At 69.2% G+C, this 26,696-nt stretch carries 24 protein-coding genes and 2 pseudogenes; 13 read left to right on the top strand and 13 right to left on the bottom strand.

The genetic code is table 11. The features are described 5' to 3' along the window. Together B2P18_RS18645 and B2P18_RS18640 are read left to right on the top strand one after the other, a co-directional pair. Positions 1–789 (top strand): annotated as a pseudogene (locus tag B2P18_RS18645) (sodium/calcium exchanger protein); the annotation flags it as partial. After that, entirely contained in the window at positions 786–1,604 is an 819-nt protein-coding gene (locus tag B2P18_RS18640; RefSeq protein WP_037214229.1) for an undecaprenyl-diphosphate phosphatase, read from the top strand. The pseudogene B2P18_RS18645 and the gene B2P18_RS18640, both read left to right, overlap by 4 nt. 37 nt (positions 1,605–1,641) lie before the next feature. On the opposite strand, the gene ftsW is transcribed toward B2P18_RS18640, so the two are convergent. From ftsW to B2P18_RS18625, 3 genes are all read right to left on the bottom strand, one after another. After that, positions 1,642–2,898 carry a putative lipid II flippase FtsW gene (ftsW, locus tag B2P18_RS18635; RefSeq protein ID WP_050347335.1) on the bottom strand — a complete coding sequence of 419 codons (1,257 nt, stop codon included), beginning with the start codon at positions 2,896–2,898 and terminating at the stop codon, positions 1,642–1,644. A gap of 401 nt (positions 2,899–3,299) precedes the next feature. Continuing rightward, positions 3,300–3,845, bottom strand: a complete 546-nt coding sequence (locus B2P18_RS18630) for a hypothetical protein (protein WP_019285895.1) — start codon at positions 3,843–3,845, stop codon at positions 3,300–3,302. Between the two features lie 163 nt (positions 3,846–4,008). After that, positions 4,009–5,490 carry an alkaline phosphatase gene (locus B2P18_RS18625; protein WP_019285894.1) on the bottom strand — a complete coding sequence of 494 codons (1,482 nt, stop codon included), beginning with the start codon at positions 5,488–5,490 and terminating at the stop codon, positions 4,009–4,011. Positions 5,491–5,856: 366 nt separating this feature from the next. Between B2P18_RS18625 and B2P18_RS18620 the strand changes: the two genes are divergently transcribed. The 4 genes from B2P18_RS18620 to B2P18_RS18605 all read left to right on the top strand — a co-directional run bounded on the left by B2P18_RS18620 (position 5,857) and on the right by B2P18_RS18605 (position 10,516). After that, positions 5,857–6,153, top strand: coding sequence for a hypothetical protein (locus tag B2P18_RS18620; protein ID WP_019285893.1), 297 nt, complete (start codon positions 5,857–5,859; stop codon positions 6,151–6,153). 748 nt (positions 6,154–6,901) lie between these two features. Further along, a complete protein-coding gene (locus tag B2P18_RS18615; RefSeq protein ID WP_156188123.1) occupies positions 6,902–7,603 on the top strand; it encodes a hypothetical protein in 702 nt (233 codons plus the stop codon). A 592-nt stretch (positions 7,604–8,195) separates the two neighbouring features. Next, entirely contained in the window at positions 8,196–9,335 is a 1,140-nt protein-coding gene (locus B2P18_RS18610) for a tyrosine-type recombinase/integrase (protein ID WP_239266027.1), read from the top strand. Positions 9,336–9,385: 50 nt separating this feature from the next. After that, positions 9,386–10,516 carry a hypothetical protein gene (locus tag B2P18_RS18605; protein ID WP_156188121.1) on the top strand — a complete coding sequence of 377 codons (1,131 nt, stop codon included), beginning with the start codon at positions 9,386–9,388 and terminating at the stop codon, positions 10,514–10,516. Here the strand turns inward: B2P18_RS18605 and B2P18_RS18600 are convergent. The 3 genes and pseudogenes from B2P18_RS18600 to B2P18_RS18590 all read right to left on the bottom strand — a co-directional run. Beyond that, positions 10,408–11,085 (bottom strand): annotated as a pseudogene (locus B2P18_RS18600) (IS110 family transposase); the annotation flags it as partial. The gene B2P18_RS18605 and the pseudogene B2P18_RS18600 sit on opposite strands and share 109 nt — an antisense overlap. Positions 11,086–11,861: 776 nt before the next feature. Beyond that, positions 11,862–12,776 (bottom strand): cation diffusion facilitator family transporter, encoded by a 915-nt coding sequence (locus B2P18_RS18595; RefSeq protein WP_013882289.1) that lies wholly within the window; start codon positions 12,774–12,776, stop codon positions 11,862–11,864. Next, positions 12,776–13,153, bottom strand: coding sequence for an ArsR/SmtB family transcription factor (locus B2P18_RS18590; RefSeq protein ID WP_013882290.1), 378 nt, complete (start codon positions 13,151–13,153; stop codon positions 12,776–12,778). The genes B2P18_RS18595 and B2P18_RS18590 overlap by 1 nt, the downstream gene beginning before the upstream one ends. Positions 13,154–13,281: 128 nt before the next feature. On the opposite strand from B2P18_RS18590, the gene B2P18_RS18585 reads away from it, so the two are divergent. Next, entirely contained in the window at positions 13,282–14,274 is a 993-nt protein-coding gene (locus tag B2P18_RS18585; protein ID WP_019285889.1) for a cytochrome c oxidase assembly protein, read from the top strand. 10 nt (positions 14,275–14,284) lie between these two features. Here B2P18_RS18585 and lnt read toward each other — a convergent pair whose 3' ends face one another. Beyond that, positions 14,285–16,372, bottom strand: coding sequence for an apolipoprotein N-acyltransferase (gene lnt, locus B2P18_RS18580; protein WP_019285888.1), 2,088 nt, complete (start codon positions 16,370–16,372; stop codon positions 14,285–14,287). Between the two features lie 85 nt (positions 16,373–16,457). After that, the gene (locus B2P18_RS18575) at positions 16,458–16,847 is read right to left on the bottom strand and encodes an ArsR/SmtB family transcription factor (RefSeq protein WP_013882302.1); all 390 of its coding nucleotides are present in this window, start codon (positions 16,845–16,847) and stop codon (positions 16,458–16,460) included. 140 nt (positions 16,848–16,987) lie between these two features. On the opposite strand from B2P18_RS18575, the gene B2P18_RS18570 reads away from it, so the two are divergent. Then, positions 16,988–17,581, top strand: a complete 594-nt coding sequence (locus B2P18_RS18570) for a cadmium resistance transporter (RefSeq protein ID WP_048700088.1) — start codon at positions 16,988–16,990, stop codon at positions 17,579–17,581. Between the two features lie 114 nt (positions 17,582–17,695). Here the strand turns inward: B2P18_RS18570 and B2P18_RS18565 are convergent, their stop codons facing one another. Continuing rightward, a complete protein-coding gene (locus B2P18_RS18565; protein WP_019285885.1) occupies positions 17,696–18,085 on the bottom strand; it encodes a heavy metal-responsive transcriptional regulator in 390 nt (129 codons plus the stop codon). Between the two features lie 98 nt (positions 18,086–18,183). Between B2P18_RS18565 and merA the strand changes: the two genes are divergently transcribed. From merA to B2P18_RS18540, 5 genes are all read left to right on the top strand, one after another. After that, on the top strand, positions 18,184–19,572 hold the full coding sequence (gene merA, locus B2P18_RS18560) for a mercury(II) reductase (RefSeq protein WP_048700091.1): 1,389 nt from the start codon (positions 18,184–18,186) through the stop codon (positions 19,570–19,572). Positions 19,573–19,944: 372 nt separating this feature from the next. Beyond that, positions 19,945–20,544: a recombinase family protein gene (locus B2P18_RS18555; protein WP_048699889.1), complete on the top strand. Its 600-nt coding sequence runs from the start codon at positions 19,945–19,947 to the stop codon at positions 20,542–20,544. A 4-nt stretch (positions 20,545–20,548) separates the two neighbouring features. Then, positions 20,549–21,958, top strand: coding sequence for a Mu transposase C-terminal domain-containing protein (locus B2P18_RS18550; RefSeq protein ID WP_013882286.1), 1,410 nt, complete (start codon positions 20,549–20,551; stop codon positions 21,956–21,958). Continuing rightward, on the top strand, positions 21,955–22,773 hold the full coding sequence (locus tag B2P18_RS18545) for an AAA family ATPase (protein WP_013882285.1): 819 nt from the start codon (positions 21,955–21,957) through the stop codon (positions 22,771–22,773). The genes B2P18_RS18550 and B2P18_RS18545 overlap by 4 nt, the downstream gene beginning before the upstream one ends. Positions 22,774–22,910: 137 nt before the next feature. Continuing rightward, the gene (locus tag B2P18_RS18540) at positions 22,911–23,489 is read left to right on the top strand and encodes a recombinase family protein (protein ID WP_050347330.1); all 579 of its coding nucleotides are present in this window, start codon (positions 22,911–22,913) and stop codon (positions 23,487–23,489) included. 90 nt (positions 23,490–23,579) lie between these two features. Here the strand turns inward: B2P18_RS18540 and B2P18_RS18535 are convergent, their stop codons facing one another. The 4 genes from B2P18_RS18535 to B2P18_RS18520 all read right to left on the bottom strand — a co-directional run bounded on the left by B2P18_RS18535 (position 23,580) and on the right by B2P18_RS18520 (position 26,543). Further along, complete coding sequence (locus B2P18_RS18535) at positions 23,580–24,128, bottom strand: hypothetical protein (RefSeq protein ID WP_156188119.1); 549 nt, start codon at positions 24,126–24,128, stop codon at positions 23,580–23,582. Then, positions 24,125–25,252: a hypothetical protein gene (locus tag B2P18_RS18530; protein ID WP_156188118.1), complete on the bottom strand. Its 1,128-nt coding sequence runs from the start codon at positions 25,250–25,252 to the stop codon at positions 24,125–24,127. Before B2P18_RS18530 ends, B2P18_RS18535 begins: the two co-directional genes overlap by 4 nt. A 119-nt stretch (positions 25,253–25,371) precedes the next feature. Then, positions 25,372–26,079 (bottom strand): ABC transporter ATP-binding protein, encoded by a 708-nt coding sequence (locus tag B2P18_RS18525; protein WP_286959289.1) that lies wholly within the window; start codon positions 26,077–26,079, stop codon positions 25,372–25,374. 8 nt (positions 26,080–26,087) lie between these two features. Next, the gene (locus B2P18_RS18520; RefSeq protein ID WP_050347327.1) at positions 26,088–26,543 is read right to left on the bottom strand and encodes a hypothetical protein; all 456 of its coding nucleotides are present in this window, start codon (positions 26,541–26,543) and stop codon (positions 26,088–26,090) included. Between the last annotated feature and the right edge of the window lie 153 nt (positions 26,544–26,696).

Below are 26,696 nucleotides of genomic sequence, written 5' to 3'. Positions count from 1 at the left end.
CAGCGCGATCCCGAGCGCCAACGCGAAGCGGAGCAGGACCCGGGTCCCGCCACAGACGACAGCGACGATGAGGCCGATGAGGCCGATGAGTTGTTCGGTCCCGCCGCGGCGGTCGCGCAGCTGCCCACACGGGTCCGCCGCATCATCACCGTCGGTATGCTCGCGGCCGCAGCGCTCATCATTCTCGCGGTCGCCGAACCGTTCGCCGAGAGCCTGGTCGCCACCGGCGAACAGCTGCACGTCAGCCAGTTCCTGCTCGTGCAGTGGGTCGCGCCGCTGGCCTCGGAGACGCCGGAGTTCATCGCGGTCCTGCTGCTGGCGCTCAAGCTGCAGTCGTCGGCCGCCCTCGGGGCGTTGATCTCCTCGAAGATCAACCAGTGGACGCTGCTGGTCGGGATTCTGCCGCTGGTGTTCGCGCTCTCGGCAGGCTCACTGACCGGGCTCCCCATCGACCCGGTGCAACGAGAAGAGCTGCTCCTGACCGCCGCGCAGTCGGTGTTCGCGGTCGCGCTGGTGGTCACCGGCACACTCACCCGGGCCGGAGCCTGGTCGTTGCTGGGATTGTTCACCGCCCAGTTCGTGGCCGCGTGGACGGCGCCGGCCGACTGGGCCGGCACCGTGCGGCTGACCATCGCCGGGGTGTACCTCGCGCTGGGTGCCGCCCTGCTGGCGGCACGCCGCCACCATCTGACGCGGGTCATGCGCACCGGTCTGTGGCCCGCTCGCGCGCGGGTCGGGCACTCGTCCGCGCCGCCCGATGGCTCGACCGGCGCGGGCGGCCACAGGTGAGCTGGGGGATCGCGCTCGTGCTGGGTTTCGTGCAGGGACTGACCGAGTTCCTGCCGATCTCCTCCTCGGCGCACATGCGCGTGGTGGCGGCGTTGGCCGGCTGGCCCGACCCGGGCGCCGCGTTCACCGCTGTCACGCAGCTCGGGACCGAGTCAGCGGTGCTGCTCTACTTCCGCCGCGACATCACCGCCATCGTGACGGCGTGGACCCGGTCCGTGCGCGGCAGGGTGCCGCGGTCGGACCCCCACGCTCGCCTGGGGTGGTACGTCATCATCGGCACCGTCCCGATCGGCATCCTCGGGCTGGCCTTCCAGGACACGATCGAGACGGCGCTACGCGACCTGCGCCTGGTCGCGGCCACCCTGATCGTCTTCGGGCTTGTCCTCGGCCTCGCCGACCGGGTCGCGGCCAACCGCCGACCACTGGAGGCGCTCACCACCCGGCAGGCCCTCGCCCTCGGCACGGCGCAGGCACTGGCGCTCATCCCAGGGGTCTCCCGCTCCGGAGGCACGATCAGCGCCGGCCTGCTGCTCGGTTACACCCGAACCGCCGCGGCCCGGTACGCGTTCCTGCTGGCCGTTCCCGCAGTGCTCGCCTCCGGCGGGCTGGAGCTGACGAAACTGGGCGAGGGCCCTGCACCGGAGTGGGGACCCACCGCCCTCGCAACGGTGGTGGCCTTCGGCACCGGCTACCTCGTCATCGCCTGGTTCCTGCGCTACATCAGCACCCACCGGTTCACGCCGTTCGTCTGGTACCGGGTCGGGCTCGGCGTCCTGTTGCTGGGGCTCCTCGGCGCCGGACTCATCACGCCCTGAAGGCCCGAAGCCTGACAAACCCGACGCCGCCCGCGGCCTAGCTGCGCCCAGTGCTGCGCGCAGTGCTGCGGGCAGCCAGACCGGTGCGGCCCCGCGCAATGCTCCTGCGTACCAGTCCCGGACCGCGACCGGCCAGCAACGCCGCGCAGCCCGGCTCGGCCCGCGCGAACGACAGCAACATGCCCAAGGCCAGCAACGTGGTGACCATCGAGGACCCGCCGGCGGACAGCAACGGCAGCGGCACGCCGACCACCGGGACCAACCCGATGACCGAGCCGATGTTGATGACGGCCTGGCCCATCAGCCACGCCATCACCCCGGCGGTGGCGATACGCACGAACGGGTCACGAGCCCTGACCACCAGCCGGTAGCAGCACCATGCGAGCAGCCCGAACAGGACCAGCACGACCAGGGTCCCGGGGAGTCCGAGCTCCTCGCCGATGATGGCGAAGATGAAGTCGTTCTGCGCCTCAGACAGCCACGCCCACTTCTCCTTCGAGGCACCCAGGCCGACGCCCCACCACCCCCCGTCCGCCAACGCATACAGCCCATGCACCGACTGTCCGCACGCGCCGTTCGGGTCGGCACGGCAGGCAGCATCGAGAAAGTTGCTGATTCTTCCCACGCGGTTACCGCTGCCGCCAACCAACAACAGAACACCTGCAGCCACCGCAAGACCACCGACGAGGAACACCCGAAGTGGCGCCCCCGCGACCGACAGCACCGCGGCGATCAGGATGCTCATCACCATGGCTGTGCCCAGATCATGACCGGCGAGCACGAGCGCCAGAACCATCCCCGAGATCGGCACCACATACGGGAGCAGGACGTGCCGCCAGTCCCCGACGCGGCTGCCCTTGTTCGCAAGAATGGTGGCCCCCGTCAGCACCAAGGCGATCTTCGCGAACTCGGACGGCTGAACCGTGACCGGGCCCAACGCCAGCCAGTTCTGGTTGCCGTTGACGTTCACCCCCAACCCGGGAACGAAGACGGCGGCCTGCAGGACCAGCGCGCCCAGCAGCACCGGCCCGGCCAGCCGCCGCCACCCACGCAGGGACACCCGGGCGGCCGCAACGGCCACAACGGCGCCGACAGCGGCGAAGATCAGCTGCCGGACGAAGATGGCGTACGAGGCCTGACCCTGCAGCAGCGCCTCCACACTCGAGGCCGAGTAGACCATGACCAGCCCCAAGACCACGAGCGTCACGGTGACACCCACCAGGAGGTAGTACGTCGTCAGCGGCGACTCCAACCGGCTGATGTGGACAACCGGGCGGCCCTCGAGAACATCCACACCCCCGGGGCCTGCCCCCGGCGGCCGGGACGCCGGAGTGGGCCCTCGCCCGGCCGGACTCACGCCGTCACCGGACCGAGACATCGGCTCGTCAGTGAACCCGCCACCCGCGCTACCGACACCGCGGCGGCCACATCCCGCGCTTGGGTCTGGTCTGGGCAGGCAGCCCCTCGGCCCCGCGAAAAACAACACATGAGTTGCAGTGTCTCCCGGGCCAGGAGATTTACAGCGGACCCACCTCTAGAGATCGTCCCCCGTGTCGTGTGAAGACGTTCCTCAAGGGCGCCGAGCAGCGCGATAGACGATCTCGGGCAGTCGTCGTGTCAGCCCGCGGGTCGCGCCTTGCCACCCATCACCCGACTCGAGTCCTGACAACCTCTCGGCTCGCGACGGCTAGGCCACTACTCGTTCACGAGGACGGGTACGCCGACGGCCGCTGCCTTGGCGCGGCCCTGCAGCTCCTTGGGGACGATGATCCTGACCTTCTCGAGCTCGGTGGGCGGGCCTGCGTGCTGGTGCGCTGGGGCGCTCTCGTCGTTGTGGTAGTCGAAACGGCCGGTACCGATGAGGGCGCCGTTGGCGTCGTAGAAGCCGGCCAGCGCCCCGAACTCGAGCACGTTACTCACGTCGCTGATGATGGTGGCGGACGCGGTGACGGACCTGCCGTCAAAGCGAAGACCCGTCATGGTGAAGCGGTCGTCGAAGGGGCCGGCCGCTTGGACCGCGCTGCCTGGACGGGGACGCAGCGTGGACAGCGACGGCAGGCCGGGCTCCCCCGTGGCCGGGATGTTTCCGGGCAGTGACACGCGGGCGGCTGCAGGCCCCTGAACCGAGGCCGGGCGGGCGGGCGGGCCCGTCACAGCGCGTGTGACGGCCCCGGCCGCCGCGAAGACGGTGACGGCGAGAGCGGCGGCGAGGACGGCCGCGGTGAGGGCCGAGCGCTTCATGGTGGGGTGTCCTTGGGATGAGCGTGGGCCGATGGCCAAGGTGTGCTGAGAGCCGCGCTGCCAGGGTCGTGACGAGCCGTGGTGGGCCACGCGGCATGCGACCGCGGGGCCCACCACGACTCAGCTGGGCACGTCTTCGCGTCCGCGACGCGCCTCGTAGGTGTCACTTGAGGCGCAGGGCGCCGGTGACGACGTCGAAGAGGTCGGTGTTGTCGATCTCGCCACCGAGCTGCTGCGACCCGGGACCGTAGGCAAAGACCGGCACGTCGGCGCCGGTGTGGTTGCCGGACAGGTAGGTGAGCCACAGGCTCGCCTCTAAGGAGCCGTCCTTGACGTCCGCCGGGTCATCCTTGGTGCGGAAGGTCGCGGGCGCGAAGTTCTTGGGGTCCCCGGCACCGGCGCCGTTGATGATGCCGGTGGAGCGGGTGCCGTCCTTCACGTTGCCGGACGCGCGGAGGGTCGCGGAGTTGTTGGCGGTGTTGCCGCTGTCGACGTTGGTCGGGGGCGCGGCGGCCTCGGCGTTGGTGAAGGTGCCCTTCTCGATGATGTTGAAGCCGGCGCACTCGTGGTCGGCCGTCACGATGACGAGGGTGTGGCCGTCGCGCTTGGCGAAGTCCATGGCGACCTTCACGGCGTCGTCGAAGGCCTTGGTCTCCTCGAGCGTCTGGGCGGCGTCGTTGGCGTGGGACCGCTTGTCGATGAGGGCGCCCTCGACCTGGAGGTAGAAGCCGTTGCCGGACTTTGCCTTGGCGTCGAGCAGGTCGATGGCCTTGGAGGTCATCTCGCGCAGCGAGGGCTCGGCGTCCTGCGGGGCGCTCGGGTTCTCGCGCTTGAACTTCTCGATGGTCAGGTTGCCCTTGTTGAACAGGCCGAAGACCTTGCTGCCGCTGGCGCCCTGAAGGTCTGAGCGGGTCGCGACGGTCTGGCTGGCTGGCGAGCCGAGCACGGAGTAGCCCTGTGCCTTGAGCGCGTTCTCATCGGAGGTGTCGAAGCGCGAGAGCCCGCCGCCGAGGATGACGTCGGCGGTGCCGTTGCGGGCGATCTGGTCAGCGATCGGTGTCACGCGGATGTCGCTCGTGGGAAGCGGCTGGCCGGTGATCGCGAGGTCCTGGCACGAGCTGGCGCTGTAGTTCGGGCCCTGGCAGCCGCGCGCGAGGGCATGGCTGGCCTGGCCGGCCGGGGTGGCGTCGGTGATCTCGGCGGTCGAGACGTTGCCGGTGGCGTAGCCCGCAGACTTCGCGAGCTCCATGGCCGTCGGGACGACCTTGCCCTTGGCGTCGACGCCCAGAGCAGCGTTGTACGTCTTGACCCCGGAGGCCCAGGCGGTCGCCGCCGACGCCGAGTCGGTGACGTAGTTGGGGTGGAAGTCGGCCTTGCCCGGCTGACCGGAGTTCTTCTCGACCGAGTAGGTCGCGTTCTGCCCGACGACCGGCAACTGCTCCATGTTGAGCTTGCCGTTGGCGCCGTAGTAGCGCAGTCGCGCGGCATCCACGTGGGTGCGGCCCATGCCGTCACCCAGCAGGTAGACCACGTTCTTGACCCGACCGTCGTCGGCCCCCTGTGCCCCTGCCGCGGGGGCGGCCATGGCACCCGCGGTTCCTGCGACCGCGGCGAGGGCCGCAAGGGCCGCGCTGGTCACCTTCATCCTGGTTCGCATCTGAGCATTCCTCACTCACGTTTCGATGGGCGCCGCAGCCGGCGCCCAGCCGGACGCTAGGGCCGCGAGGGTCGGCTGCGGCCGACGGTCACGTGACCAGACGATGAACGCTCGCCGACGAGCGGCCTGCCGCGCCGGGACCGCGCACGAAGTACTGGTCACAACGCCCGGTCATCAGCGTGAGGTGTTTAGCGTCAAGGGCTGGGCGGGTGCCATGTCTCGTCGTTGGTCTGCATAGCTAATCGAGGTCGTGCTCGGCAGAGTGTGATCGGTGGGTCGACGACGGGCCGGGGCGCCGCGCGAGGGCGGGCCGTTTGCGGGCCTGCATGACTGGCCGGTGCTTGGACCCCTGCTGTGACGTTGGACCGGCACCATGGCACGACCTGGACGAAGGCGCCGGGCGCGCCGCTGCTCACCATGCTCGCCTGGGCCGACAAGGCCACCGCAGCCGGGATCACCATCGACGGCACGGTCGCCGTCAGCACCGACGCGGGCCGGACCTGGAAGGCCGGCGCGGCACGACCAGACACTCCCGCCCAAGCGATCAGCGCGAGCCGCATCACCAACGGCAAGCTCGAAGTGCTCCTGGCCACCCAAGACACTGTCAACGCCATTATCGACGGCGGGGCCACGCTCGGAGCCGCCAACTGAGGAAAGCCCACCATCGGCACCCAGCGTCAAGGAACGCGGGCCGACGCAGGTGAGCCGCGCGCGACCCCAGCGGTGGGGTTGGCCGGGCGACCATCCCCCGCCCCCTCCGGGGCAATGGAATGAAGGCGCGGCCAGGAGCCGGTGGGTGCACCCCGCAGGGGCCGGAGCGAAGCGGAGGACGTCGGGCAGCCCCGGAAGCCGAAGAGTTTGGGGAGGAGATAAGCGACGAAGGAGCGCCGACCCAAAGTCTTCGGTTGGAGGGGCCGAGGCGGAGCCGAGCCGACGTTGCGCACGCCAGCGGGGCCGCGACCATGAAATGCCCCGGAGGTGGAGGGGAAAAGACAGCGGCGCCCGGAGCGAAGCGGAGGGTGTCCGTCAGCCGGCTGAGCAGGCCTGCTTGTGGCCTATTGGGCCCGTTGTTCGTCGCTGGGTCCGCCGGGGTCGGCCTGTCGGTGATGGGTGGCTAGTCGCGACCCGGAGGGGAGGTACCAGACGTGGCGGTGAGGCGCCTCTGGCGTTGATGGCCTCGGTTGTGTTTGGTGCGGTCGTGCAGGCCTGCACCTGGCCGGCCGCTGGCCAGGGTGTCGTCCAACGTCGTCGGCAGCCGCCTTGGGGCTCTCCGCGGTTCGTCGCCTTGTCGTGTCGGTGCCTAGTGGGACAATCCCGACATGCGTTCCTTACCCGCCTTCATCCGCGCGACCGATTCTTGGTCGCGCTACGGGTGCTTGGTCGGGTCTGAGGCCAGACGATGACACCTCCTCCCCCGGCGACGCCCGGTCAGCGATCGGTCGTCGAGACTCATTACGAGCGCGTCGGCCAACAGCCGGTGGCCTTCATTGACGAGACCTACTCCGCTCAGCAGGGGCAGCTGAACTTTTACGTCATGGGCGCGGTCGTCGTCTCGGCCAAGGACCGCGACGGGTTGCGTAGTGACCTCGACGAGCGCGTGGAGAGTGGGTACTGGCACACCACCGATGTCCTGCGCTCTGACGAGGGCCAGGATCAAGCGCTCGATCTGCTCCAGTGCCTGGACGAGGTCCACGAAGCGTGCGTCATCATCCACCGGACCGACGTGGATCCGGATGACACAGACGGCGAGGAGGCCAGGCAAGAGTGCCTCGGCCTCCTGCTGGAGTCCCTGTTCCATGCAACCGGGGGGACTCACGACCCGGTCGGCCTCATGATCATGGAGGAGCGCCGAACCGCCCGGCAGAACAACAACGATCGCCGGACCCGCGCGCAGTTGATCCAGGACAAGCGCATCGACCCGACTGCGCAGCTCCTGCACGTCTCTCCCGGCACCGACCACTTGCTGTGGCTGCCTGACCTGGTCTGCTCGGCCTATCGTCAGCGGCTGTTGGGCCGTGGGACCGCACTCTTCGACGAGGTCGAGCGGCTCGCAACGGTGACCACCTTCGCCGGAGATACAGCAAACCCCCGGCTGCCGTAGCTACACCGGGGGCCAACCTGACTCACACGCATCGCGGGGAGCCGAAGCCTTTGCTGAGAGACACATTACCAAGTTTTCTTGGTAGCGCCCAATCTCATGGAGATATATCTCGATGAGACCCGGTCTTAAATCCTGGTTAGCTCAGTGTCCAGAGGGGGTCGAGCGATCCCAGCCTTGAGCGCGAGGGCCAGTTGTCTCCGTGGCCCTTCCTCTTCTCATCGTCGCGTGGCCGCGACCTGGGGCGCTCGGGCAGGGGTGTCTCTTTATGCTCGTCGCCGGCGCTTGGGTTCATCGACGAGCGGTGCTCCTGCGCCGCGGGTCGACACTCCCCCTTGCTCTAGGGCGCGACGGATCGCTGTCTGGCTGCGGCCGGTGAGCTCGGCGAGCTCACCTGTTGACTGCACCCACAGCGGCGTTGCGAACGGGCGCTTGGCTGCTGCGATGGAAGGTTGGCTTCATGGCTGCGGCGCGAGCTGGGCGGGACGTTGCACGGTTGGTTCTGCCGCGTTCGGGGGCAGTGGTGGCGGCCCCTGGTGTGGGGTGGCAGGTGGTCGACGCGGCAGGTCGCCCGGTTAAGGAGATCACGGCCTTCTTGATCGACATCGCGGCGACGGGCGCGTCGGTGGCAACCCGCCGTTCGTACGCGTATGACCTGCTCCGGTGGTGGCGGTTCTGCCTGGCTGTGGAGGTCCCCTGGCGGGAGGCCTTCCGTGAGGAGGTGCGCGACTTCGTCCTGTGGCTGCAGGGCGCCCCGAACGGCCAGCGGCGCCGGGCCGCGGACCCGGCTGCGTCCGTGTCGGAGGAGAGTTCTTCTTCGGGCGAGCGGTCGACGTCGCGGCCGGCGGCGGGATCGATCAACGCGGTCACGGGCAAGGCGTATCTTCCGGCGGGGTACGCGCCCCGGACGATCAACCACGCGTTGACGGTGATCTCGTCGTTCTATGAGTTCGCGGTCGCTGCCGGGCTGGGCCCGCTGGCCAATCCTGTCCCGCGGTCCTCAGCGCGGGGTCGAACCGGGCCGTCTCGCCGGGTCGGGGCCAGGTCTGGGCTGCCTCGGCGCGGCACCTACCGGCAGCGGCAGCCGCGGATCCAACCGCGGTCCATTGGGGAGCCGCTGCTGCAGGAGCTGTTCTCGGTGTTGGGGAATGACCGTGATCGGGCGTTGGTGGCGGTGACGCTGTCCTCCGGGGTGCGGGCCTCGGAGCTGCTGTCGATGACACGCCATGGCGTCAACGCCGGCGAGGGCGTGTTGAGCGTGGTCGGTAAGGGGCAGGCCGGTCTGCGGGTGTGGGTGCCTGCCGCGCCGGAGTCGTTCGTGTGGATCGCCCGGTACCTCGCCGGTCACGTCCGCTCTGGGTTCGATGCAGGCATGGGCGACCAGCCGCTGTGGATGACGTTCGGCAACCCGCCTCGACCGTTGACGTACTTCACTCTGCGGCAGGTCCTGGAGCGGGCCAACGCGAAGCTCGGCGCGAACCTGACGTGGCACGACTTCCGTCACACCTTCGCTCACCGTCTGCTGGCCGACGAGCGGATGACGCTGACCGATGTCCAAATGCTGCTGCGGCATCGCAACATGGATACCTTGCAGGCGTACTCGGCGGCCCGGCTCGATGAGCTCGTCGCCTCCCTGCATCGGCATCTGAGCCGACCGGCGCCAGCCGCGGCCCGGCCCGCGCCGGGCTACGCCGCCAGCGACCTGCACACCCTTTTCCCGGGCGTGACGCTGTGACCACGCACTTGGCGAAGGGCGGCAGGCCAAACAACCCCCCGCTGCAGCCGATGACGTTCACTCAGGTCCAGTTGGCGGCCACCGGGCAGGACCTGGGGTCGGCTGCCCGGTCGGTGCTGGAGCCGTTGATGGTGAGCCTGATCTGCCACTGGCGCCCGGTGACACCGCAGTTGCCTCGCGCCACCCGTGATGGCTCGGCTACGCGTGCGACGAGCCGGCTGCTGGACTGGCTCGAAGGCCACCCGGGCACGACATGGCGCCAGCGGTGGGAGGCAAGTGAGTCCGCTGGGGTGCGCGGGACCGCCTGGTATGAAGCCGCCGGCTTCGGCCGACCGGCCCTGCGGTCAGAGATCAGGTACGCCCTCAACGCCGTCCTCGTGCTCAAGGCGGTCCGCCCCAGCCACGTGTGGATCATGGAAAGCCGGCGGGAACGACTCTGGACCGACTTCGTCGAGGTCCACGACACCGACCTGTTCGCCCACGTCGCGGCCATGACCGCGCAGGCCCCCCACCCCGACCAGACGACCTGGCGGGTACGGACCAACCTGGTCAACCTGTGCCTGGTCACCGGACGGTCCCTGACCGAGCTGACTGGCGCTGACTTCATCAGCGCCCGGCGCGAGCTGATGGACCGCCAGCGGGTGGGTCACCGCATGCACACCACCTGGGAGTACGCCCGCCGCGCGGGGCTGCTCCCCGGGGAACCGGACTACATGCTGCAGGTCACCAGCGCCCCTCCCCTGACGCCCGAGCAGCTGGTGGCCCGGTACAACATCGAGGACCCCGACATCCGTGCCGTGTTCGTGGAGTACCTCACCGAGCGGTGCACCGAAACCGACTACTCCACCCTCAACGGCATCGCCATCCACCTGCTCGGGAAGTTCTGGTGCGACATCCAGGCCCACCACCGCGGCATCGCCACCTTGCGGCTGACCTCGGAGCAGGCCACCGCCTGGCGCACCCGGGTCGCGACCCTCTCGAACGGGAAACCGCGAAAGGACTGGGCCCAGCTGCTCGCCCGGGTCCGGTGCTTCTATTCCGACATCTCCCACTGGGCCCACGAGGACCCCGCCCGCTGGGCGCGCTTGATCCGCGCGGTCAGCGCGATGATGTCCTCGAGCTCGTCCAGCGCCATCTCAGCGACGAGGCCACGCACCTCGTCCACGCCAGCCGCGCCCTGAGCCACGGTCAGCAGCCAGGCGTGCAGCGCCTGCTGGTGCTTGGCCAGGTCTAGCGACCGCGGCTTGGGAGCGTGGGCCGGGTCCAGCTCGTGCACCCGCCACAGCAGGCTGTTGATCGTGCGGGTCCGGGTGTTCACCAACGCTTCTCGCCGGTCGACCAGCAGCTTCGCCTCCCGGGAGGCCTTGTCGTGCGAGGCCACCGGCAGCTCCGGTTCGCGCAGGAACGCGCGCGCGACCGCCAGCGCGTCGATCGGGTCCGACTTGCCCCGGGTGCGCGCGACCCGGCGCTGCTCGGCCATCATCTTCGGCGGGACCCGCACCACCGCCTGCCCGGCGCCGAGCAGGTCTCGCTCCAGCCGCGCGGACAGGTGCCGGCAGTCCTCGATCGCCCAGGTCAGCTCCTCGCCGAACTGCTGCCGGGCCCACCCCAACGCCTTCAGATGCCCGGCCGTGGTGGCCGCGACCGTCAGCTGCCCGACCTGCTTGCCGACCGCGTCGACAGCGACGAACGTGTGCGTCCGCTTGTGTACGTCAGCGCCAACAACAACCATGGTGGTTGCCTCCTTCACCTGATCAGTGACTGGACGGTTGGGCCGGTCGGCGGACACATCTCAGTGGGGGCGATGCCACGCTCCTATCAAGTCACGCCGGCCGGTCCGTCACACCGGTCGCCGGCAAAACGCATGAACGCCAACCCGGGGGCGGCACCGAGGCTATGAGCCAGACGACCAATGATCAGGACCCAACCACCGCGTGAGCGGTGCTGTCACCCTGACACTGAGACCGAGGCTAGCGGCGACCTCCGACAAGGCAGCGAGGTTGTTTCGAAAGGGGACCCTCCAACGGGACCCCTCCTCCGCAGCCGGCGGCGCACCAAGCCTGTGACTCCCGGCGGAAGTTGGCGGGCTCCTGCCGGGACTAAGTGGCGGTGGGCTGGCCGGGCGTTCGATCCGCTGACCAGCTGGCCGTGGGTGCCGTCGTCGCGGTGAACGGACCTGACGGGCAGGAGTGGGGCGACGGAGCCACGACGGTGTCCGGCGCCACTGTTACCCAGCGCCTTGGCGATGGCCTCCCGGCCGGGGACTTCCAGGTCGCTTGCGCTCCGTGTCCGGTGACGGCCACCCTGTCGACGGGACCTTCCGCTTCACCGTTGAGGCGGCGCCTGAAAGCGCGAGCACATCTGAGCCGTCGCCCGAGCGTGCCGACGAAGGGGCGACACCGACCTGGCCGCCTACAACGCGATGCTCGCACGCCTGGCCCGGCGCGCCGATGCCACCGCCCCTGGGCGCACCCAGCAACCAGGGGCCCCCCAAGCGCTCGGCGGAGGTGTCGAGGGACTGAGCGGCTACCAGGTCAGGTCTGAGCACTCGTGCTGCTGCTGGGCCGTCTCCACCTGGAGCGTGGCGTGGGCGATGCCGAAGCGATCCCGCAGGATGTCCCGCGCGGCGGCCAGGACCGCGGCGTGATCCGATCCGCTGCTCGCGACGAGGTGAGCGGTGGCGACGTTCATCCCGGAGGTCAGCACCCACAGGTGCAGGTCGTGGATGGCGCTCACGCCGGGCACGGCGCTCAGCTCTCGGCTGACGGCCTCCGGGTCGATGCCGGCGGGTGCGTGCTGGCCGAGTACCGCGACGACCTGCCGCCCCAGGGTGACGGCACGCACGATGACGAAGATGGCGATCGCCAGGGCGACGACGAGGTCCCAGACCGGTCGCCCGGTGGCGATGATCAGAACACCGGCGACCATGACACCGACGGAGCCGGCAGCGTCGGCCACCACTTCGAAGTAGGCGCCCCGGACGTTGAGGCTGTCCTTGGACCCGCTGCGCAGCAGCAGCATGGAGACAAGGTTGATCACCAGGCCCACGAAACCGACCGCGAGCATCACGCCCGAGGGTAGGGACGGGTCCTCGCCGATCCGGCTGATCGCCTCGACCACCACGTACACCCCGACGCCGAGCATGATCAGCACGGTCAGGCCGGAAGCGAAGACTTCCGCGCGGTACGAGCCGTAGGTTCTTCTTCCGGTGGGGTCGGGGCGGGTGGCGATCCGGGTGGCGAGCAGGGACGCCCCCAGGGCCACGACGTCGGCGGCCATGTGCCCGGCGTCGGAGATCAGCGCGAGCGAGCCGGAGATCAGCCCCGCTGCCAGCTCGACGGCGAAGAACGTCGCGGTCAGGAAGAACGCTGCGGCGAGGCGGCGGCGGTAGCGCCCGCCGGCGTGCTCAGCGACGGGGGCGTGAGCGTGCCCGGCGCCCATCAGCGGATCCCTTCGTGTCCGGTGTGCTCGCGGCACACGTCCAGCAGCATCCGCACGTGGGTATCGGCCAACCGGTAGTACACCCGGCGGCCCTCTCGCCGGTTGCCCACCACCCCCGAGGCCCGCAGTAGACGCATCGTCTGGGACACCGACGCCTCTGGGACCTGCACCGCTGCGGAGATGTCGCACACGCACAGCTCACCGGCCTCCAGCAGCGCGTAGAGGATCTTGGTGCGCCGTACGTCACCGAGCAACCGGAACAGCTCGGCCAGCGTCCCTGCCTCGGCGTCGTCCGGGACGCTGGCGCGGACCAGCGCCACGCGCTGCGACAGGGGATCATCACCGACGCAGCCGTCCAACGGCAGGACCCGACCCATGGGCATCTCCTCATCTACGCGGATCTTCAGATAACGTCACCCTAGCGCTGCGATCGCCGTGGGGTCGCAACCGGTCGATCGGTCTTCAGACCCATGTCGCTGTCAGGGACGCAGGCGGGGAGGAACGTATGCAGGACGACCCGGGCGTTACGGGGCCGGTGTGGCTGCCGACCGCACCGGCGTCCCTGGAGACGATGCTGGCACCGACGCTGCAGCCCGTGCCGGTCCTTCCGGTGCTGGCGGTGGTGCTGCTGGTGCTGTACCTGGCGGGCGCGTGCCGGCTGTGGCTGCGGGGTCGGCGCTGGTCGATCGGTGCGACCATCTCGTTCACGGTGGGCTGTGTGGTGCTGGCGCTGGTGACCGGTGCGGGCATCGAGGGGTACGGGTTGCGGCTGTTCTCGGCGTTCATGTTCCAGCAGCTGACGTTGATGATGCTCGTCCCACCGCTGCTGGTGCTGGGGCGGCCCGGCACGTTGCTGCTGCGCGCGACCCCGCACCGGGGGGTGGGCACGGTGGTGCTGGTCACGGCGCGGCGGGCCCTGCGCAGCCGGGTCAGTCGGGTGGTGCTGCACCCGGCGGTGATGGTGCCGTTGTTCCTGCTGGCGTTCTACGGGCTGTACCTGGCCGAGCTCGCCGACCCGCTGCTGCGCACCTGGACCGGGCACCTCGCCCTGGAGGTGGGGTTCCTGGTGGCCGGTCTGCTGTTCACCGTGCCGGTGCTGTCCACCGACCCGTTGCCTATCCGGCAGACCCATCACGGCCGGGCACTGGACCTGCTGCTGGAGATGCCCCTGCACGCGTTCTTCGGGGTGATCGTGATGATGGCCACCGCGCCGATGGTCCCGCTGTTCGCCGCGCCGCCGGCCGGCTGGGGGATCGATCCCCTGCGCGACCAGCAGCTGGCCGGTGGGCTGGCCTGGTCCTACGGGGAGGCGCCGGGACTGCTGATGCTCCTGCTGATCGCCAGCAGGTGGCAGCGCAACGACACCGAGCGCTCCACCGCCCGAGACCGGCAGATCGACCGCGACGGCGGCGCCGACGCCGAGCTCGAGCAGTACAACGCCTACCTCGCGCGCTTGAACGGCTCGCGGCCCTCGGGGGCGCCACCTGCACAACCGTGATGGTCGAGCCTCACGGGACCGCAGCATCGGACGTTGTCGACACCGCGGTGGTGGTCTTCTCGACGATGTCCTGGCCGAGCCGTATCCCGGTGTAGGCCGCGACGGCCATCAGCACGAGGAACCCGACGATCAGGCGCCACTCCAGCCACGAGGGCCACACGCGGGTGACCCACACCCGGCCCGGCACCCGCAGGGCTCGCACCCGCTGGGCCCGCACCCGCAGCGTCGGGGCGTGGTCGTCGGCCGCGCGGAGCCGCCGCGGGAAGGGGCGGCGGCTGCGGTCGCGGCCGGGTCGTCGACTGCCTGCCAGCGCACCGCTGACGACAGCGGCCGCCGCCAGGACGTAGACGGCCGTCTGCGGCGTGGTGCCCAGTCGCGCCGCCGGGGTGAGCGTGGTGCGCAGCGGGAGCGAGGCGATGAGCTCCTCATCGGTGAACAGACCGGTCCGCGCCACGACCGTCCCGTCCGGCATGATCATCGCGCTGACGCCCACGGTGGAGACCTGGACGGTCGACCTGCCGTGCTCCACCGCCCGGAAGCGGGACATCGCCAGCTGCTGGGTCGACTCCGGGGTGCGCCCGAACGAGGCGTTGTTGGTCGGGATGACGATCAGCTCTGCCCCGTCGAGGACCCCTTCGCGGATGAGGTCTGCGTAGGCGACCTCGAAGCAGATCCCGGTGGCCAGGCGCACGTCACGTCCGAGCGCGTCGATCCACACGTCCATGACGGCGGGGTCGCCGCCGGCTGCCATGTCCGTGGCGACCCGGTCGACGAGCGGAGTGAGCTGGCGGAAGAATGCGCGGAAGGGGACGTACTCCCCGAAGGGGACCGGGTGCTGCTTGGCGTAGGCGTCGCCACTCCCCGCACCGGCGGTCCAGGAAATGATCTCGTTGTAGCGGATGTCCTGCCCGTCGGGGAACCGCTGGGTTCCCAGCAGCAGTGGGGCGCCGACCGCTGCGGCGGCGCGGTCCACGGTCGAAGCCTGCGCCAGGTCGGTGCGGGGGTCGATGTCGGCGGCACTCTCCGGCCACACCACCAGGTCCAGCTTGCGCCTTCCGGCGGTCGCCGCGAGCCGCTCGGTGCCTTGGGCGTGGTTGGCCGTGACGTCGCGGGCCTGCTCGGCCCAGTCGGCGCCCTGCTGCGGGACGTTGCCCTGGACGGCGCCGACCAGCAGTGAGCCGTTCTCCGGGCCGGCTGTCAGGGGAAGCCGGCCCGGGGCGCCGGCCAGGAGCACCGCGGCGAGCAGCGCCCGAGTCGCGGCGATAACCGCGGTGCGGCGCAGGTACTGCAGCGCCAGCGCGATCAGCGCCCCCGTCACGGCGACGAACGCGGAGACCAGGACCTCCCCTCCGTAGGGCGCGAGACGTAGCAGGGGCGCCTCGGTCTGGGAGAACGCCAGGAAGCCCCACGGGAAGCCCCCGAAAGGCCAGGAGCCGCGGACCTGCTCGATGGCGACCCACAGCACGGCTGCGGTGACCGCCTGGGCCAGCGGGCGACCGGTGAGCCAGACGGCCCTGCGCGCGTAGGTCCACAGCGCGCCGAAGCCGGCGACGTACAGCGCCTGGAACACGCTGAGCGCGACCCACGGGAGCGCCGATCCGGTGGCCTGCACTGCCCAGTGGACCAGCGGCAAGAAGAAGGCCAGCCCCCAGACCAGGCCGATGCCTGCGGCGCGGACCAGTGACGCGCCGCGCATCGCGAGCAGCAGGCACGCCATGCCGGCGTAGGCCAGCGGCCACCATCCCCGGTCAGGAAACGCGAGACTCGTCGCCCAGCCACCCACGCCTGCTCCGACCAGCACCAGCCCCGGCGGCATGAGGCCAGGCAATGAGGCGCCACCGTTGCGGCGTCGCGCATTCACGCGCTCGACCTCCTGCCGGGGCGACCCGGCGCGGACACGAAGCACCAGCAAAGCGACGCCGGTGACGATCGCGGTGTCGGCGATGTTGAAGGTCGGGAACCACCCGCTGTGCAGGTAGTCGGTGACCACCCCGTCCCCAGCCCGGTCCACGACGTTCGCGATCGCCCCACCCAGGACCAGGGCGAGGGCAGGCAACCGCCCGCGCGAAAGAGCGGCGCCGGTCCGCCAGGCGACCACACCGACCGCAGCCGCTCGGCCTCGTGCTCCTCGGCTTCCTCGCCGCCGGGGGTGGTCTCGTCGTCGCTGCAGCCGCAGGCGTCGCTCATCGTGCACTCTCCTTGGCGATCGGGTCAGAGGTGGTGGGACTTGCGTAGGTGGGGCACAAGGCCACAGCGTTGCCGGTCGCGGCCAGCAGGCCCTCGGCCACAGCGAGAAGGTCCATCAGCTCCGGGCGGGTCAGGTGGTAGACCGACGCGCGTCCCTGCGCGCGGTAGTCGACCAACCCGCAGTCCCGCAGGCAGGCCAGGTGTGAGGACACGGTGGACTGGCTCAGGCCCAGCTCGGTGCACAGGTCCACGACCCGCGCCTCGCCCCTCGCCAGGCGGCGCACCAGCGCCAGGCGCGTCGGGTCGCCCAGGCCTCGGAACAACGCCCCTGCGGGCGCGAGCTCGGCCCGGCCACTTACATCAGGACTTGCGGTGATCATCGGCATGGGTCGATGCTAGCGCCTATCGGGTGTGGGTTCGACCCGGTCGGGCTCTGGAGGCTGCTGTGTCCGATCTATCGGCCGCCCCGGCCACAGCCGCGAGTAGCGCGCGGGCCTCGCACCGCAACCAACCGAAAGGCCCCTCGATGGACTTGGCCGTAGCCGTCCTGCAGGCCGTCGGTCTGTTCCTCGTGACCAACATCGACGACATCATCGTGCTCTCACTGTTATTCGCCCGCGGCACCGGCGCCCCAGGCACCACCGCCGAGATCATCGCCGGGCAGTACCTCGGCTTCGGCGCCATCCTCATCGCCTCCGTCCTGGTCGCACTCGGCGCCAACGCCTTCCTGCCTGAAGACGCCATCGCCTACTTCGGACTCATACCCCTGCTCCTGGGCCTCTACGCCGCCTGGCGGGCCTGGCGTGGCCGCGACGACGACGGTGACGACCCGGGCAAGGCCGTCGCCGTCTGGACCGTCGCAGCGGTCACCTTCGCCAACGGCGGCGACAACATCGGCGTCTACGTCCCGGTCTTCCTCACCGTCGGCCCCGCCGCGACCGCCGCGAACGCCGTCGTGTTCCTCGCCCTGGTCGCCGTGCTCGTCCTGGCCGCCAGGTACGTCGCCACCCGACGACCCATCGCCGAAGTCCTCGAACGCTGGGAACACGTCCTGTTCCCCCTCGTCCTGATCGGACTGGGCATCGTCATCCTCCTCGAGGGCGGCGCCTTCGGGCTGTAGAGCCGTTGGCCGTTCCCGGTGGCGGCGGAGAAGGTCATCGTCGGCGGGCGATTGCCGGTCACGGTTCTCGGCCGCCCCCTGGCCTGCTGCCGATGCGCGGACGGCGGTCGCGGCTCAGAGGTACCGACAGACGTCGGTCGGGTCGCAGGCCCCGGGGTCAGGTGCGGCGGCGGCGTCTCGCAGCTCGGTGACGTTCTCGCGCAGCGCCTGAAGGTCCGCGATCTGGCGGTCGAGCTGGTGGACGCGGCTGTCGAGCAGCTGGCGGACGTGGTGGCAGGGCGCCGCACCGGCGTCTCGTACGTGCAGCACCTCTCGGATCTGCGCCAGGGTCAGGCCGGCGGCCTGACCACGGCGGATGAAGTTCAGTCGCTGGAGGGTCGCGGGCTCGTAGTCGCGGTAGCCGGTGGTGGTGCGCTCGGGCGCCGGGAGGAGCCCTGCCTGTTCGTAGTAGCGCAGCGTCTTGGTCGTGGTGCCGCTCGCCTGGGCCAGCTCTCCGATACGCACATCGCCTCCAGCTGCCGAGCCTACCGGCCTTGACCTTCCAGTGCGCTAGAAGGTCCAGGCTGGCGCCTGGAGCAGGACCGACGACGAAGGGATCTGGCATGAGCGCGGGCTATGACGTGGACCTGGCGGTGGTCGGCTCCGGTGGTGCGGCGATGGCGGCTGCGATCACCGCTCGGCAGACTGGGCACACCGTGGTCCTGATCGAGCGCGGCGTTCTCGGTGGGACCTGCGTGAACATCGGCTGCGTGCCGTCCAAGACGCTCCTGGCGGCCGCCGGCGCCCGACACTCCGCCCTGACCAATCCCTTCGACGGCGCTCCCACGTCCGCAGGTGGCGTAGACCTACGAGCGCTGGTTCACCAGAAGGACGAGCTCGTCGAGCGCATGCGCAGTACGAAGTACGCCCACGTCGCCGCCGCCTATGCGTTCGAGGTCGTGCCTGGGCACGCCAGGTTCCTCGATCGCGACACGCTCGCGGTCGACGGCGAGCCGCTGCGCGCCCAGGCGTACGTGGTGGCCACCGGGGCCGCGCCGGCGGTGCCCGAGCTGGCGGGTCTGGACAGCGTGGACTGGTTGACGTCGACGACGGCCATGGAACTCGAGCAGGTGCCGAGGTCCCTGGTGGTGATCGGTGGCGGCTACGTCGGGCTCGAGCAGGCGCAGCTCTTGGCCCGTCTCGGTGCGAGGGTGTCCCTGGTCGGGCGCGTGGCCCCCCGGGCCGAGCCGGAGCTGGCCGAACGCCTGCGTGCGGTCTTTGCCGAGGACGGCATCGGTGTCCTCGAGGAGCACGCCGTCGCCGTCTCGGTCGACGGAGGCGAGGTCGTCGTACGGGCCGCCTCGGGTGCTGCCGTCCGCGCAGAACGGCTGCTGATCGCCACCGGTCGCACGGCCCGCACCGACGGGCTGGGGCTCGCCGCAGCCGGCGTCGACGTCGACGAGCGGGGTTTCGTCGTCACGGATGAGTTCCAGCGCACGACCAACCCGCGCGTCTACGCCGCAGGCGACGTGTCCGGTGCCCCGCAGTACGTCTACGTCGCCGCCGCCGCAGGCCGCGCCGCCGCCACCAACGCACTGACCGGCCCGGACGGTCCTGGGGCGCGGGTCGACTACACCGGCCTGCCCACCGTGGTCTTCACCAACCCCCAGCTCGCCTCGGCCGGGCTGAGCGAGAAGGAGACCCTCGAGCGCGGCCACGACTGCAGGTCCCGAGTACTGAACCTCTCAGAGGTCCCGCGCGCCCTGGTCAACCGCGACACCCGAGGGGCCGTGAAGATCGTCGCCGACGCCACAACAGGCAAGGTCCTGGGGGTGCACGCCCTCGCCGACGGTGCCGGCGAGATCATGCTCGCCGCGACCTACGCCATCAGAACCGGCATGACGGTCGACGACCTCGCAGACACCTGGGCGCCCTACCTGACCATGGCCGAGAGCCTGCGGATCGCCGCAGGGCTGTTCCGCAACCATTTGCCGACGTCCTGCTGCGCCTGACCGGTCCAGCGCCCTCGACGCCCCCGCTGTCATTCCGGCCGCGCTATGTGCTGACCGCACCAAACCCGGCACTGTCGCTCGCGACCCGGATGCTGTGGCCAGCTTCGGCCCCATGCCGCCGAGCTCAGCCACACGCCCGGTTCTACACCTGGCGGCGGCTGGGCGCTCTGGGCCGCCCGCCGTTCCGCGCTGAGCCGAACCAGGCGCTGCCGCCGACCGTCTCACGCCATCGCCGGAAACGAACGTTTCCGCTACACCGGAGTCGAGATTCCGGTGAGGTCTGACATCGACCCGGATCGTGTAGCGGAACTCAGTGCCGAAATCTACGGTTCGGAACTTCCCGGTGGGGATGAGTTTCGCTACGCTCGACCGGTGGGGCATCTGCTGGGGTACGCGCGCGTGTCCACCGCTGATCAGGACGCGGCGTTGCAGATCGACGCCCTGAATCGGGCGGGGTGCTACCGGGTGTTCGTCGACACGATCTCCGGATCGCTGCAGCAGCGCCCCGAGCTGGACAAGCTGCTCGACCAGCTGCGTCCAGGGGACACCCTGGTGGTGTGGCGCCTGGATCGGCTGGGCCGGTCGATCCGGCACCTGATCGACCAGCTGCAGGTCCTATCCGACCGCGGCGTGGGGTTCCGGTCCCTGCAGGAGACGATCGACACGACCTCCCCAGGAGGACGGTTGGTCTTCCACGTCTTCGCCGCCCTGGCCGAGTTCGAGCGCGACCTGATCCGGGAGCGGACCAACGCCGGCCTGGAGGCCGCCCGCGCACGGGGCCGCACCGGTGGGCGCCCCTCGGCGCTGTCCGGCGACCAGGTCCGGGCGGCCCGGCGGATGTATGAGCAGAAGGACATGACGGTCGCCCAGATCGGTGAGGTGCTCGGGGTTTCCCGCACCACGATCTACCGGGCACTGAACCGCCCACCCGCTGCGCCGGCCTCGCCGCGACGAGCCACGAGCGCCGTGTAGCAACGTGGATGCGGGCGGGCGGTGGCAGATCCTGCGGCTGCATGTCGAGGACCAGGTCCCGCTCGCCGCGCTGGCCCGGCATCACGGCCTGGGTGTGCGCACGCTGGAACGCTGGCACGCCCGCTACCGCGCAGGCGGCCTGGCCGCCCTGGACCGGACACCGCGGGCGGACGTCGGCGGGCACCGTCTGCCGGCGGAACTCGTCACGCTGATCGAAGGGCTGGGCCTGACCCGGCCCCGCCCACCAATCGCCGCGATCCACCGGACGGTGGTGAAGGTCTGCGCCGGCGCCGACTGGCCGGTCCCGTCCTACGGCGTCGTCCGCTCGATCATCACCGCCCTGGACCCCGGCATGGTCACCCTCGCCCTTGAGGGACCAGGCTCCTACCGGGACAAGTACGAGCTCGCGGTGCGCCGGGCGGCGGACCGGCCCAACGCGATGTGGCAGGCCGACCACACCCTGCTGGACATCGTGCTCGTCGGCACGGATGGCAAGCCGGCCCGGCCGTGGCTGACCGTCGTCATGGACGACTGCTCGCGCGCGATCTGCGGGTACATGGTCTTCTTCGGCGCGCCGGCCACGATGAACACCGCCTTGGCGTTACGGCAGGCGATCTGGCACAAGAGCGACCCACGGTGGCCGATGTGCGGGATCCCCGAGGTGCTCTACGTCGACCATGGGTCGGACTTCACCAGCGACCACCTGGCCCGCACCACCGTCGACCTGCACATCCGCCTAATCCACTCCGCCGTCGCCCGACCACAGGGGCGGGGCAAGGTCGAGCGGTTCTTTGGAACCGTCAACACCGAGTTGCTCACCACCCTGCCCGGACACCTCCACCACGGTGCCGGGCGCTGGCCGGCGCCGGCCCTGTCCTTGGCCGACCTGGACGGCGTGGTCGGGGCGTTCGTCCTGGACTACAACGACCGCACCCACAGCGAGCTCGGCATCTCGCCGCGGGCGGCGTGGATCGCCGACGGGTGGCTGCCACGCACCCCCGACAGCCTCCAGGCTCTGGACGGGCTGCTGCTCAGCGTGGCCCGATCCAGAACGGTGCGCCGCGACGGCGTCCACTTCCAGGGCCTGCGCTACGTCTCCCCGACCCTCGCCGGCTTCGTCGGGCGCCCCGTGGTCATCCGCTACGACCCCAGAGACATCACCGAGATCCGCGTCTTCGACCACGACCAGTTCCTGTGCGCCGCCGTCGACCAGGACCACCACGGGCGCCAGATCAGCCTCAAGGAAGTCCAGGCCGCCCGCAACGCCCGCCGCCGCGCGCTGCGCCGAGGCATCAACGAGCGGATCGCCATGGTCGGCGCCCACACAACCGACCCCCGTGCCAGGCCACTGCCGCCACGGACCCCAGCCTCGGGCCCGGTGAAGCTCAAGGTCTACAAGGAGGACCTACGGTGAGCGAACGCTTCATCGTGACCAAGGAGCACCGCCGCTTCACCGAGTTCGCCGACTCCGTCCGGCGAGGGCGCACCATCGGGCTGTGCTTCGGACCGGCCGGGGTCGGCAAGACGGTCTCCGCCCGCCGCTACGCCCACTGGGACCAAGCCCACGAGTTGGTCACCGCCTGGGGCCCACGCAGCGACGACGACGCCAAGGTCTACGCCGCCCTGGCCAAGAACCGCACCGCCCTCTACACCCCCGGGGTCCTGACCACCCCGCGGCTGCTACGCGAGGACCTGGACCGGATCATCACGCGCACCAGCATCTGCATCCAGCAGCACCTTGAAGCCCCGGGCCGCGCCCCTGTGGACCGGGGCGGCGCCCGGCGCACCACCAACTACGTCCAGCTCGTCATCGTCGACGAGTCCGAACGTCTCAGCCCCACCGCGCTCGAGCTCCTACGGGACCGCTACGACCGCGACCAGATCGCCCTGATCCTCATCGGCATGCCGGGCCTGGAGAAGCAGTTCAGCCACTACCCCCAGTTCTACAGCCGCGTCGGGTTCGCCCACCAGTACCGCCCCCTGAGCAACGACGAGCTCCTCTTCGTCCTGCAACGCCACTGGCGCACCCTCAGCAAGACTCTCAACCCCGACGACTTCACCGACGCCCAGGCCATCGCCGCGATCAGCCGCATCACCCGCGGCAACTTCCGCCTCCTGGAACGACTCTTCCCCCAGATCGAACGCGTACTGAGAATCAACGAGCTGCAGACCATCACCAACGACGTCGTCGAAGCCGCCGCGAGCACCCTCGTCATCGGGGTCGAGTGAGCCCGCCAGGAATCGGCTGCCGCAGGCCGCCACCTACCGGCGAAGGTCACACACCAAGCCGTGCTCGCGGGCGCGTCCCGTACAACCCGCCCGCGAAAATGCCCGGTCATCGGGGGCTAACCGGTGACACTGGGCGAATGGCTGCCTTAAGCATCGGATACGCCCGGGTCTCGACTGCCGACCAAGACCTCACCGCGCAGCGTCAGGCTCTCACCGCTCTGGGGGTGGACCCGAACCGCATCTACGTCGACCACGGGCTCACTGGCACCAACCGCGCCCGACCCGGGCTGCGCGAGGCGCTAGCTGCCTGCCGCGCCGGCGACACCTTCGTGGTCACCAAGCTTGACCGGCTCGCCCGTTCCGTCCCCGACGCCCGCGACATCGTCGACGAGCTCACCTCGCGCAGCGTCAAGCTCAACCTCGGCGGCTCCCTGCACGACCCCACCGACCCCGTCGGACGGCTCCTGTTCAACGTGCTGGCCATGGTCGCCGAATTCGAAGCCGACCTCGCCCGCGCCCGGACCCGAGAAGGCATGGCCGTCGCCAAGGCCAAAGGCCGCCTGCGCGGCAAGCAGCCCAAACTCACCCCCAACCAGGAGAAGCACCTGGTCACGCTGTGGCGCGACGGCACCCACACCAGCACCGACCTCGCTGAGCTCTTCAGCGTCGGCCGCTCCACCGTCTACCGCGCCATCCAACGCGCAGGAACCGCCTGAGCCAGCAGGGCGGCGAGTAGGCGAGGATCAAAGCGCCAGACCGCAACACCACGGACCGAGACGACGTCCTCCAAAGGAGTGCTTGATAACTCACACCCTGACGCTAAAGGCAGGGGCGAGGCGTAAACCAAAGCATACGAATGCTACAAAGATGCTGAGTGCGGCTACTGTGCCAGCGGAGGTGTCCAAAACGTTCGAGATGATGGAGTCCGGGGTGGCCAGATCGTAGAAGCATGCGAGAGAGACGATCAAGGTCAGAAACCATGCGCCTTCGCCGACGAAGAATCGGCTCACTAAACCAATCGCCGCGAAGGCCCACCACAGAGCTATGACGTGCTCACTGGGCCAAGATGCTACGAAAATCCGATAGAGGCCGAGGGAGGCGAGGGCGGCGGTAGCAGCACAGAGAGATTGCAGCCCACCGACCCTGACTGGGTTGAACCAGTTCCATCCCTCAAGATGTGACTCCACGCACAGGCCTACGGTGAGGGCCGCCGGCAGGCACCAGGCCACTACGGTGGGCAACGGAACCTTGCTCAACGGCAGGTCAATCTCTGGGCCTGCAAGTCCCAATACGACGATCTGTAGTGCGATCGAAGCCAACACTAATGACAGCTTTTGCGCCTTGAGCGCGATCATGGGTTCGGCATGTCCAGCTTGAATGGGAGCGACGGCATAGCGGAGCAGGACTGTAGTTGGGCCTGCGTGCGTCGTGCCCACGATGCCTGCTGTTCCTTGGTCGTCATGTTCATCCAAGCCTGCAGGCTGGGGTCGCCAGTGCGGTAGCCAGGTTCGACCTGCGACATCAGCCACTCGGCCAAGATACTTCTGACGATCTGCCAAGCGCCGTTGCCGAGCATCCCGCAGTCTGATGGCCCAGCAATGGACGACACCACGTCAGTGGGGTCGGGGGGATCGAAGTTGACGTTGAGCGTGCTGACTTGAAGCACGCCGACACTGTGGCTCCCGCCATTTGGAGGAAACTGCTGGTACCGAGAAGGAACCGATAGTCCTAGTCCGTCGAGGCGTCGCGCGGCGCGGTTGATAGCGACAGCCCACTGCCCGGTTTGGCGGGTATTTCCGAGCACGAAACAGACTTGGATGGGGTCACCCTCACAGGAGTATTGCAGAGGCTCACGCGGGACCCAGATGGTGCGCTGCGCGGCTTCGGTGAGCGACAAACCACCGACCACAAGAAGTGCGACGGATCCCGTCGCGACGAGAAGCAGGCGGCTCCTCTGCTTTGTACCGCTGACGATCCAGAGCAAGCCCAAGTTCACCAGGATGAGCATCCCGAAGTGCATGGAGAGGACGCGCGTATCGGGTTCCCACTGGGCTACAGAGCCAGTGACGGCGTACGGGCCGAGGAAGGAAAGGTGTGTGTCCCGGGTGACGGCTATAAGCAAACCGTATGACACGGCAGCCGCGCCCAGACTGGCTGGAACAGGGCGCAAGAAGGTGCCGAGCGCTACTCCTAGGACCGCGTTGAAGCAGTACAGCGGCAGAGCGCGACAGACGGCGACGACATTGACGGTGTCGGTTGGAGAGTAGGAGGCGGTAACAACCAGCATCGTTGTCGAAACGATGAGCCACACAAACAGCCCGACCGCAGCAGGCGCCAGGGCTGGTGCTAGCACGGCTTGTGTTCGTCGCGTTGCCGTCGGCAGTACCAAAGCCTCGTTCAGCCCTCGGAACTGAGCACATGCGAATGCGCATCCAGCAGCGACGGCCGGTCCGAGGAGGACCAGAATCGACTCGGTCATCCCGAGGGTGCGGCCCCACTCCCCACGCCACTGAGCGGATCGATTCAAGGCAACCGTTGCGCAGGTGATGACAGCGGCTAGGGCAGTGACCCACGCAACGCGGGAACGAAGCGCGGCCCTCACGTCGCTACCCTTCGCTGCTGCATGATGGCTTCGAGAAACAAGCGCTCTAGCGAAGCCGCATCCCGGCCGCGTTGTGAGGGCTCTTCGTGACAGACCCGGCCGTCGTGCAGGAAGACGACATGATCTGCCAACACTGCTACATCCTCGATGATGTGACTGCTTACCAGGATGTTGCAGTTCACGCTCAGGCCGCTGAGCAGGCTTCTGATCGAGGCTCGCTGCTCGGGATCAAGCCCTGTGGTCGGTTCGTCTAGTAGCACCCAATTCGGCTCGCCCATTAGCGCTTGGGCGATCAAGAGCCGTCTGCGCATCCCACCAGACAAATGCGCGATCCGGTCGTTTGCGCGGCTCTCCAGGTCGACGGACCGGAGCGCCTCTTTGGCTTGAGTCGCTCGAGACCTCTTGGGGACCTTCCGCAGCCATCCGAGGTATGTCAAGAACTCGGAGCAGGTGAAGTGCGCCGGAAGGTCGGCCTCTTGGGGGCAGTAGCCCAGACGCCCCAGCCTGCTGAAGGGGTCAGTGCCATCGATCGCCACCGAGCCCTTGGTCGGGGCGATTTGGCCCACGGCTAGTTTCATGAGCGTGGACTTGCCGGCTCCGTTCACGCCGACGAGGCCGACCACCGCGGCCTCGAGACGCAGAGAGACGTCACTCAGCGCCTCGGTTGACCCGAAGCGCTGAGTGACGTGATCGAAAACGAGCAAGGTCCGACCTAGTACGTGAAGGACGGAACGGCCTGCGAGCTACAGGAGTCCGGGCGGTAGGAGATGTCCAGGCAGGTCTGGATCGTTGCTCGGACCTTGCTGGCAGTCGACACCAGCGGGAAGCGCAGCACCTGCCACTGGAACGCTGTGGACGAAGTACGGCCCGTCTCCTTGGCCGGATCGATGTCCGTTCCACCGCCGTCCAGGTACCACGTGGGCCAGGCCTCGTCGTAGTTGTAGGTTCCGGTGGTCACCGCCCGGTGCCAGTTCCCCACGTAGAGCGTCGTCTGGTTCTCATTCTGGATGTTGCCGTAGGCCTGGCCAGTGTACTGGTCTCCGATCTTGCCCCAGTCGACCTTGCTTGTGTAACTGGCATACGCCGCGTTTGCCCCCATCGTGAGGGCTCCTGCGGCGACGAGGGCGACCACACTCGTCCGTGTGGCTCGCCGGTTCAGAATCGACATGAAGTGCTCCTGCCTTCTCCCCTAGTGGACCGTCATTGGTCCGAGCCGGAACATAACAGCCAATCAGGCTGCGGGGCTCAATACAGGACTCCATGTCAGGAGGAGCCGAGGAGCGTCACCACGCTCGAATCTGGCTCTTCCGACCTGAGTGTG

The sequence above is a fragment of the Arsenicicoccus sp. UBA2120 genome (assembly GCF_002330965.1).
In the GTDB taxonomy this organism is placed as follows: Bacteria; Actinomycetota; Actinomycetes; order Actinomycetales; family Dermatophilaceae; genus Arsenicicoccus; species Arsenicicoccus bolidensis.
The sequence above is the reverse complement of the archived record's forward strand: the minus strand, read 5'-3'. Positions and strand labels throughout refer to the sequence as shown.

What these genes read in the sequence shown, in the direction of transcription:
- B2P18_RS18630 (WP_019285895.1), bottom strand. Translation starts at nt 3,845, where the DNA reads ATGAAGCGCTCGGCCCTCACCGCGGCCGTCCTCGCCGCCGCTCTCGCC.
- B2P18_RS18595 (WP_013882289.1), bottom strand. Translation starts at nt 12,776, where the DNA reads ATGGGCGCCGGGCACGCTCACGCCCCCGTCGCTGAGCACGCCGGCGGG.
- B2P18_RS18605 (WP_156188121.1), top strand. Translation starts at nt 9,386, where the DNA reads ATGACGTTCACTCAGGTCCAGTTGGCGGCCACCGGGCAGGACCTGGGG.
- B2P18_RS18535 (WP_156188119.1), bottom strand. Translation starts at nt 24,128, where the DNA reads ATGATCGCGCTCAAGGCGCAAAAGCTGTCATTAGTGTTGGCTTCGATC.
- B2P18_RS18625 (WP_019285894.1), bottom strand. Translation starts at nt 5,490, where the DNA reads ATGAAGGTGACCAGCGCGGCCCTTGCGGCCCTCGCCGCGGTCGCAGGA.
- B2P18_RS18570 (WP_048700088.1), top strand. Translation starts at nt 16,988, where the DNA reads ATGGACTTGGCCGTAGCCGTCCTGCAGGCCGTCGGTCTGTTCCTCGTG.
- B2P18_RS18615 (WP_156188123.1), top strand. Translation starts at nt 6,902, where the DNA reads ATGACACCTCCTCCCCCGGCGACGCCCGGTCAGCGATCGGTCGTCGAG.
- B2P18_RS18540 (WP_050347330.1), top strand. Translation starts at nt 22,911, where the DNA reads ATGGCTGCCTTAAGCATCGGATACGCCCGGGTCTCGACTGCCGACCAA.
- B2P18_RS18585 (WP_019285889.1), top strand. Translation starts at nt 13,282, where the DNA reads ATGCAGGACGACCCGGGCGTTACGGGGCCGGTGTGGCTGCCGACCGCA.
- B2P18_RS18520 (WP_050347327.1), bottom strand. Translation starts at nt 26,543, where the DNA reads ATGTCGATTCTGAACCGGCGAGCCACACGGACGAGTGTGGTCGCCCTC.
- merA (WP_048700091.1), top strand. Translation starts at nt 18,184, where the DNA reads ATGAGCGCGGGCTATGACGTGGACCTGGCGGTGGTCGGCTCCGGTGGT.
- B2P18_RS18530 (WP_156188118.1), bottom strand. Translation starts at nt 25,252, where the DNA reads ATGACCGAGTCGATTCTGGTCCTCCTCGGACCGGCCGTCGCTGCTGGA.
- B2P18_RS18590 (WP_013882290.1), bottom strand. Translation starts at nt 13,153, where the DNA reads ATGGGTCGGGTCCTGCCGTTGGACGGCTGCGTCGGTGATGATCCCCTG.
- B2P18_RS18575 (WP_013882302.1), bottom strand. Translation starts at nt 16,847, where the DNA reads ATGCCGATGATCACCGCAAGTCCTGATGTAAGTGGCCGGGCCGAGCTC.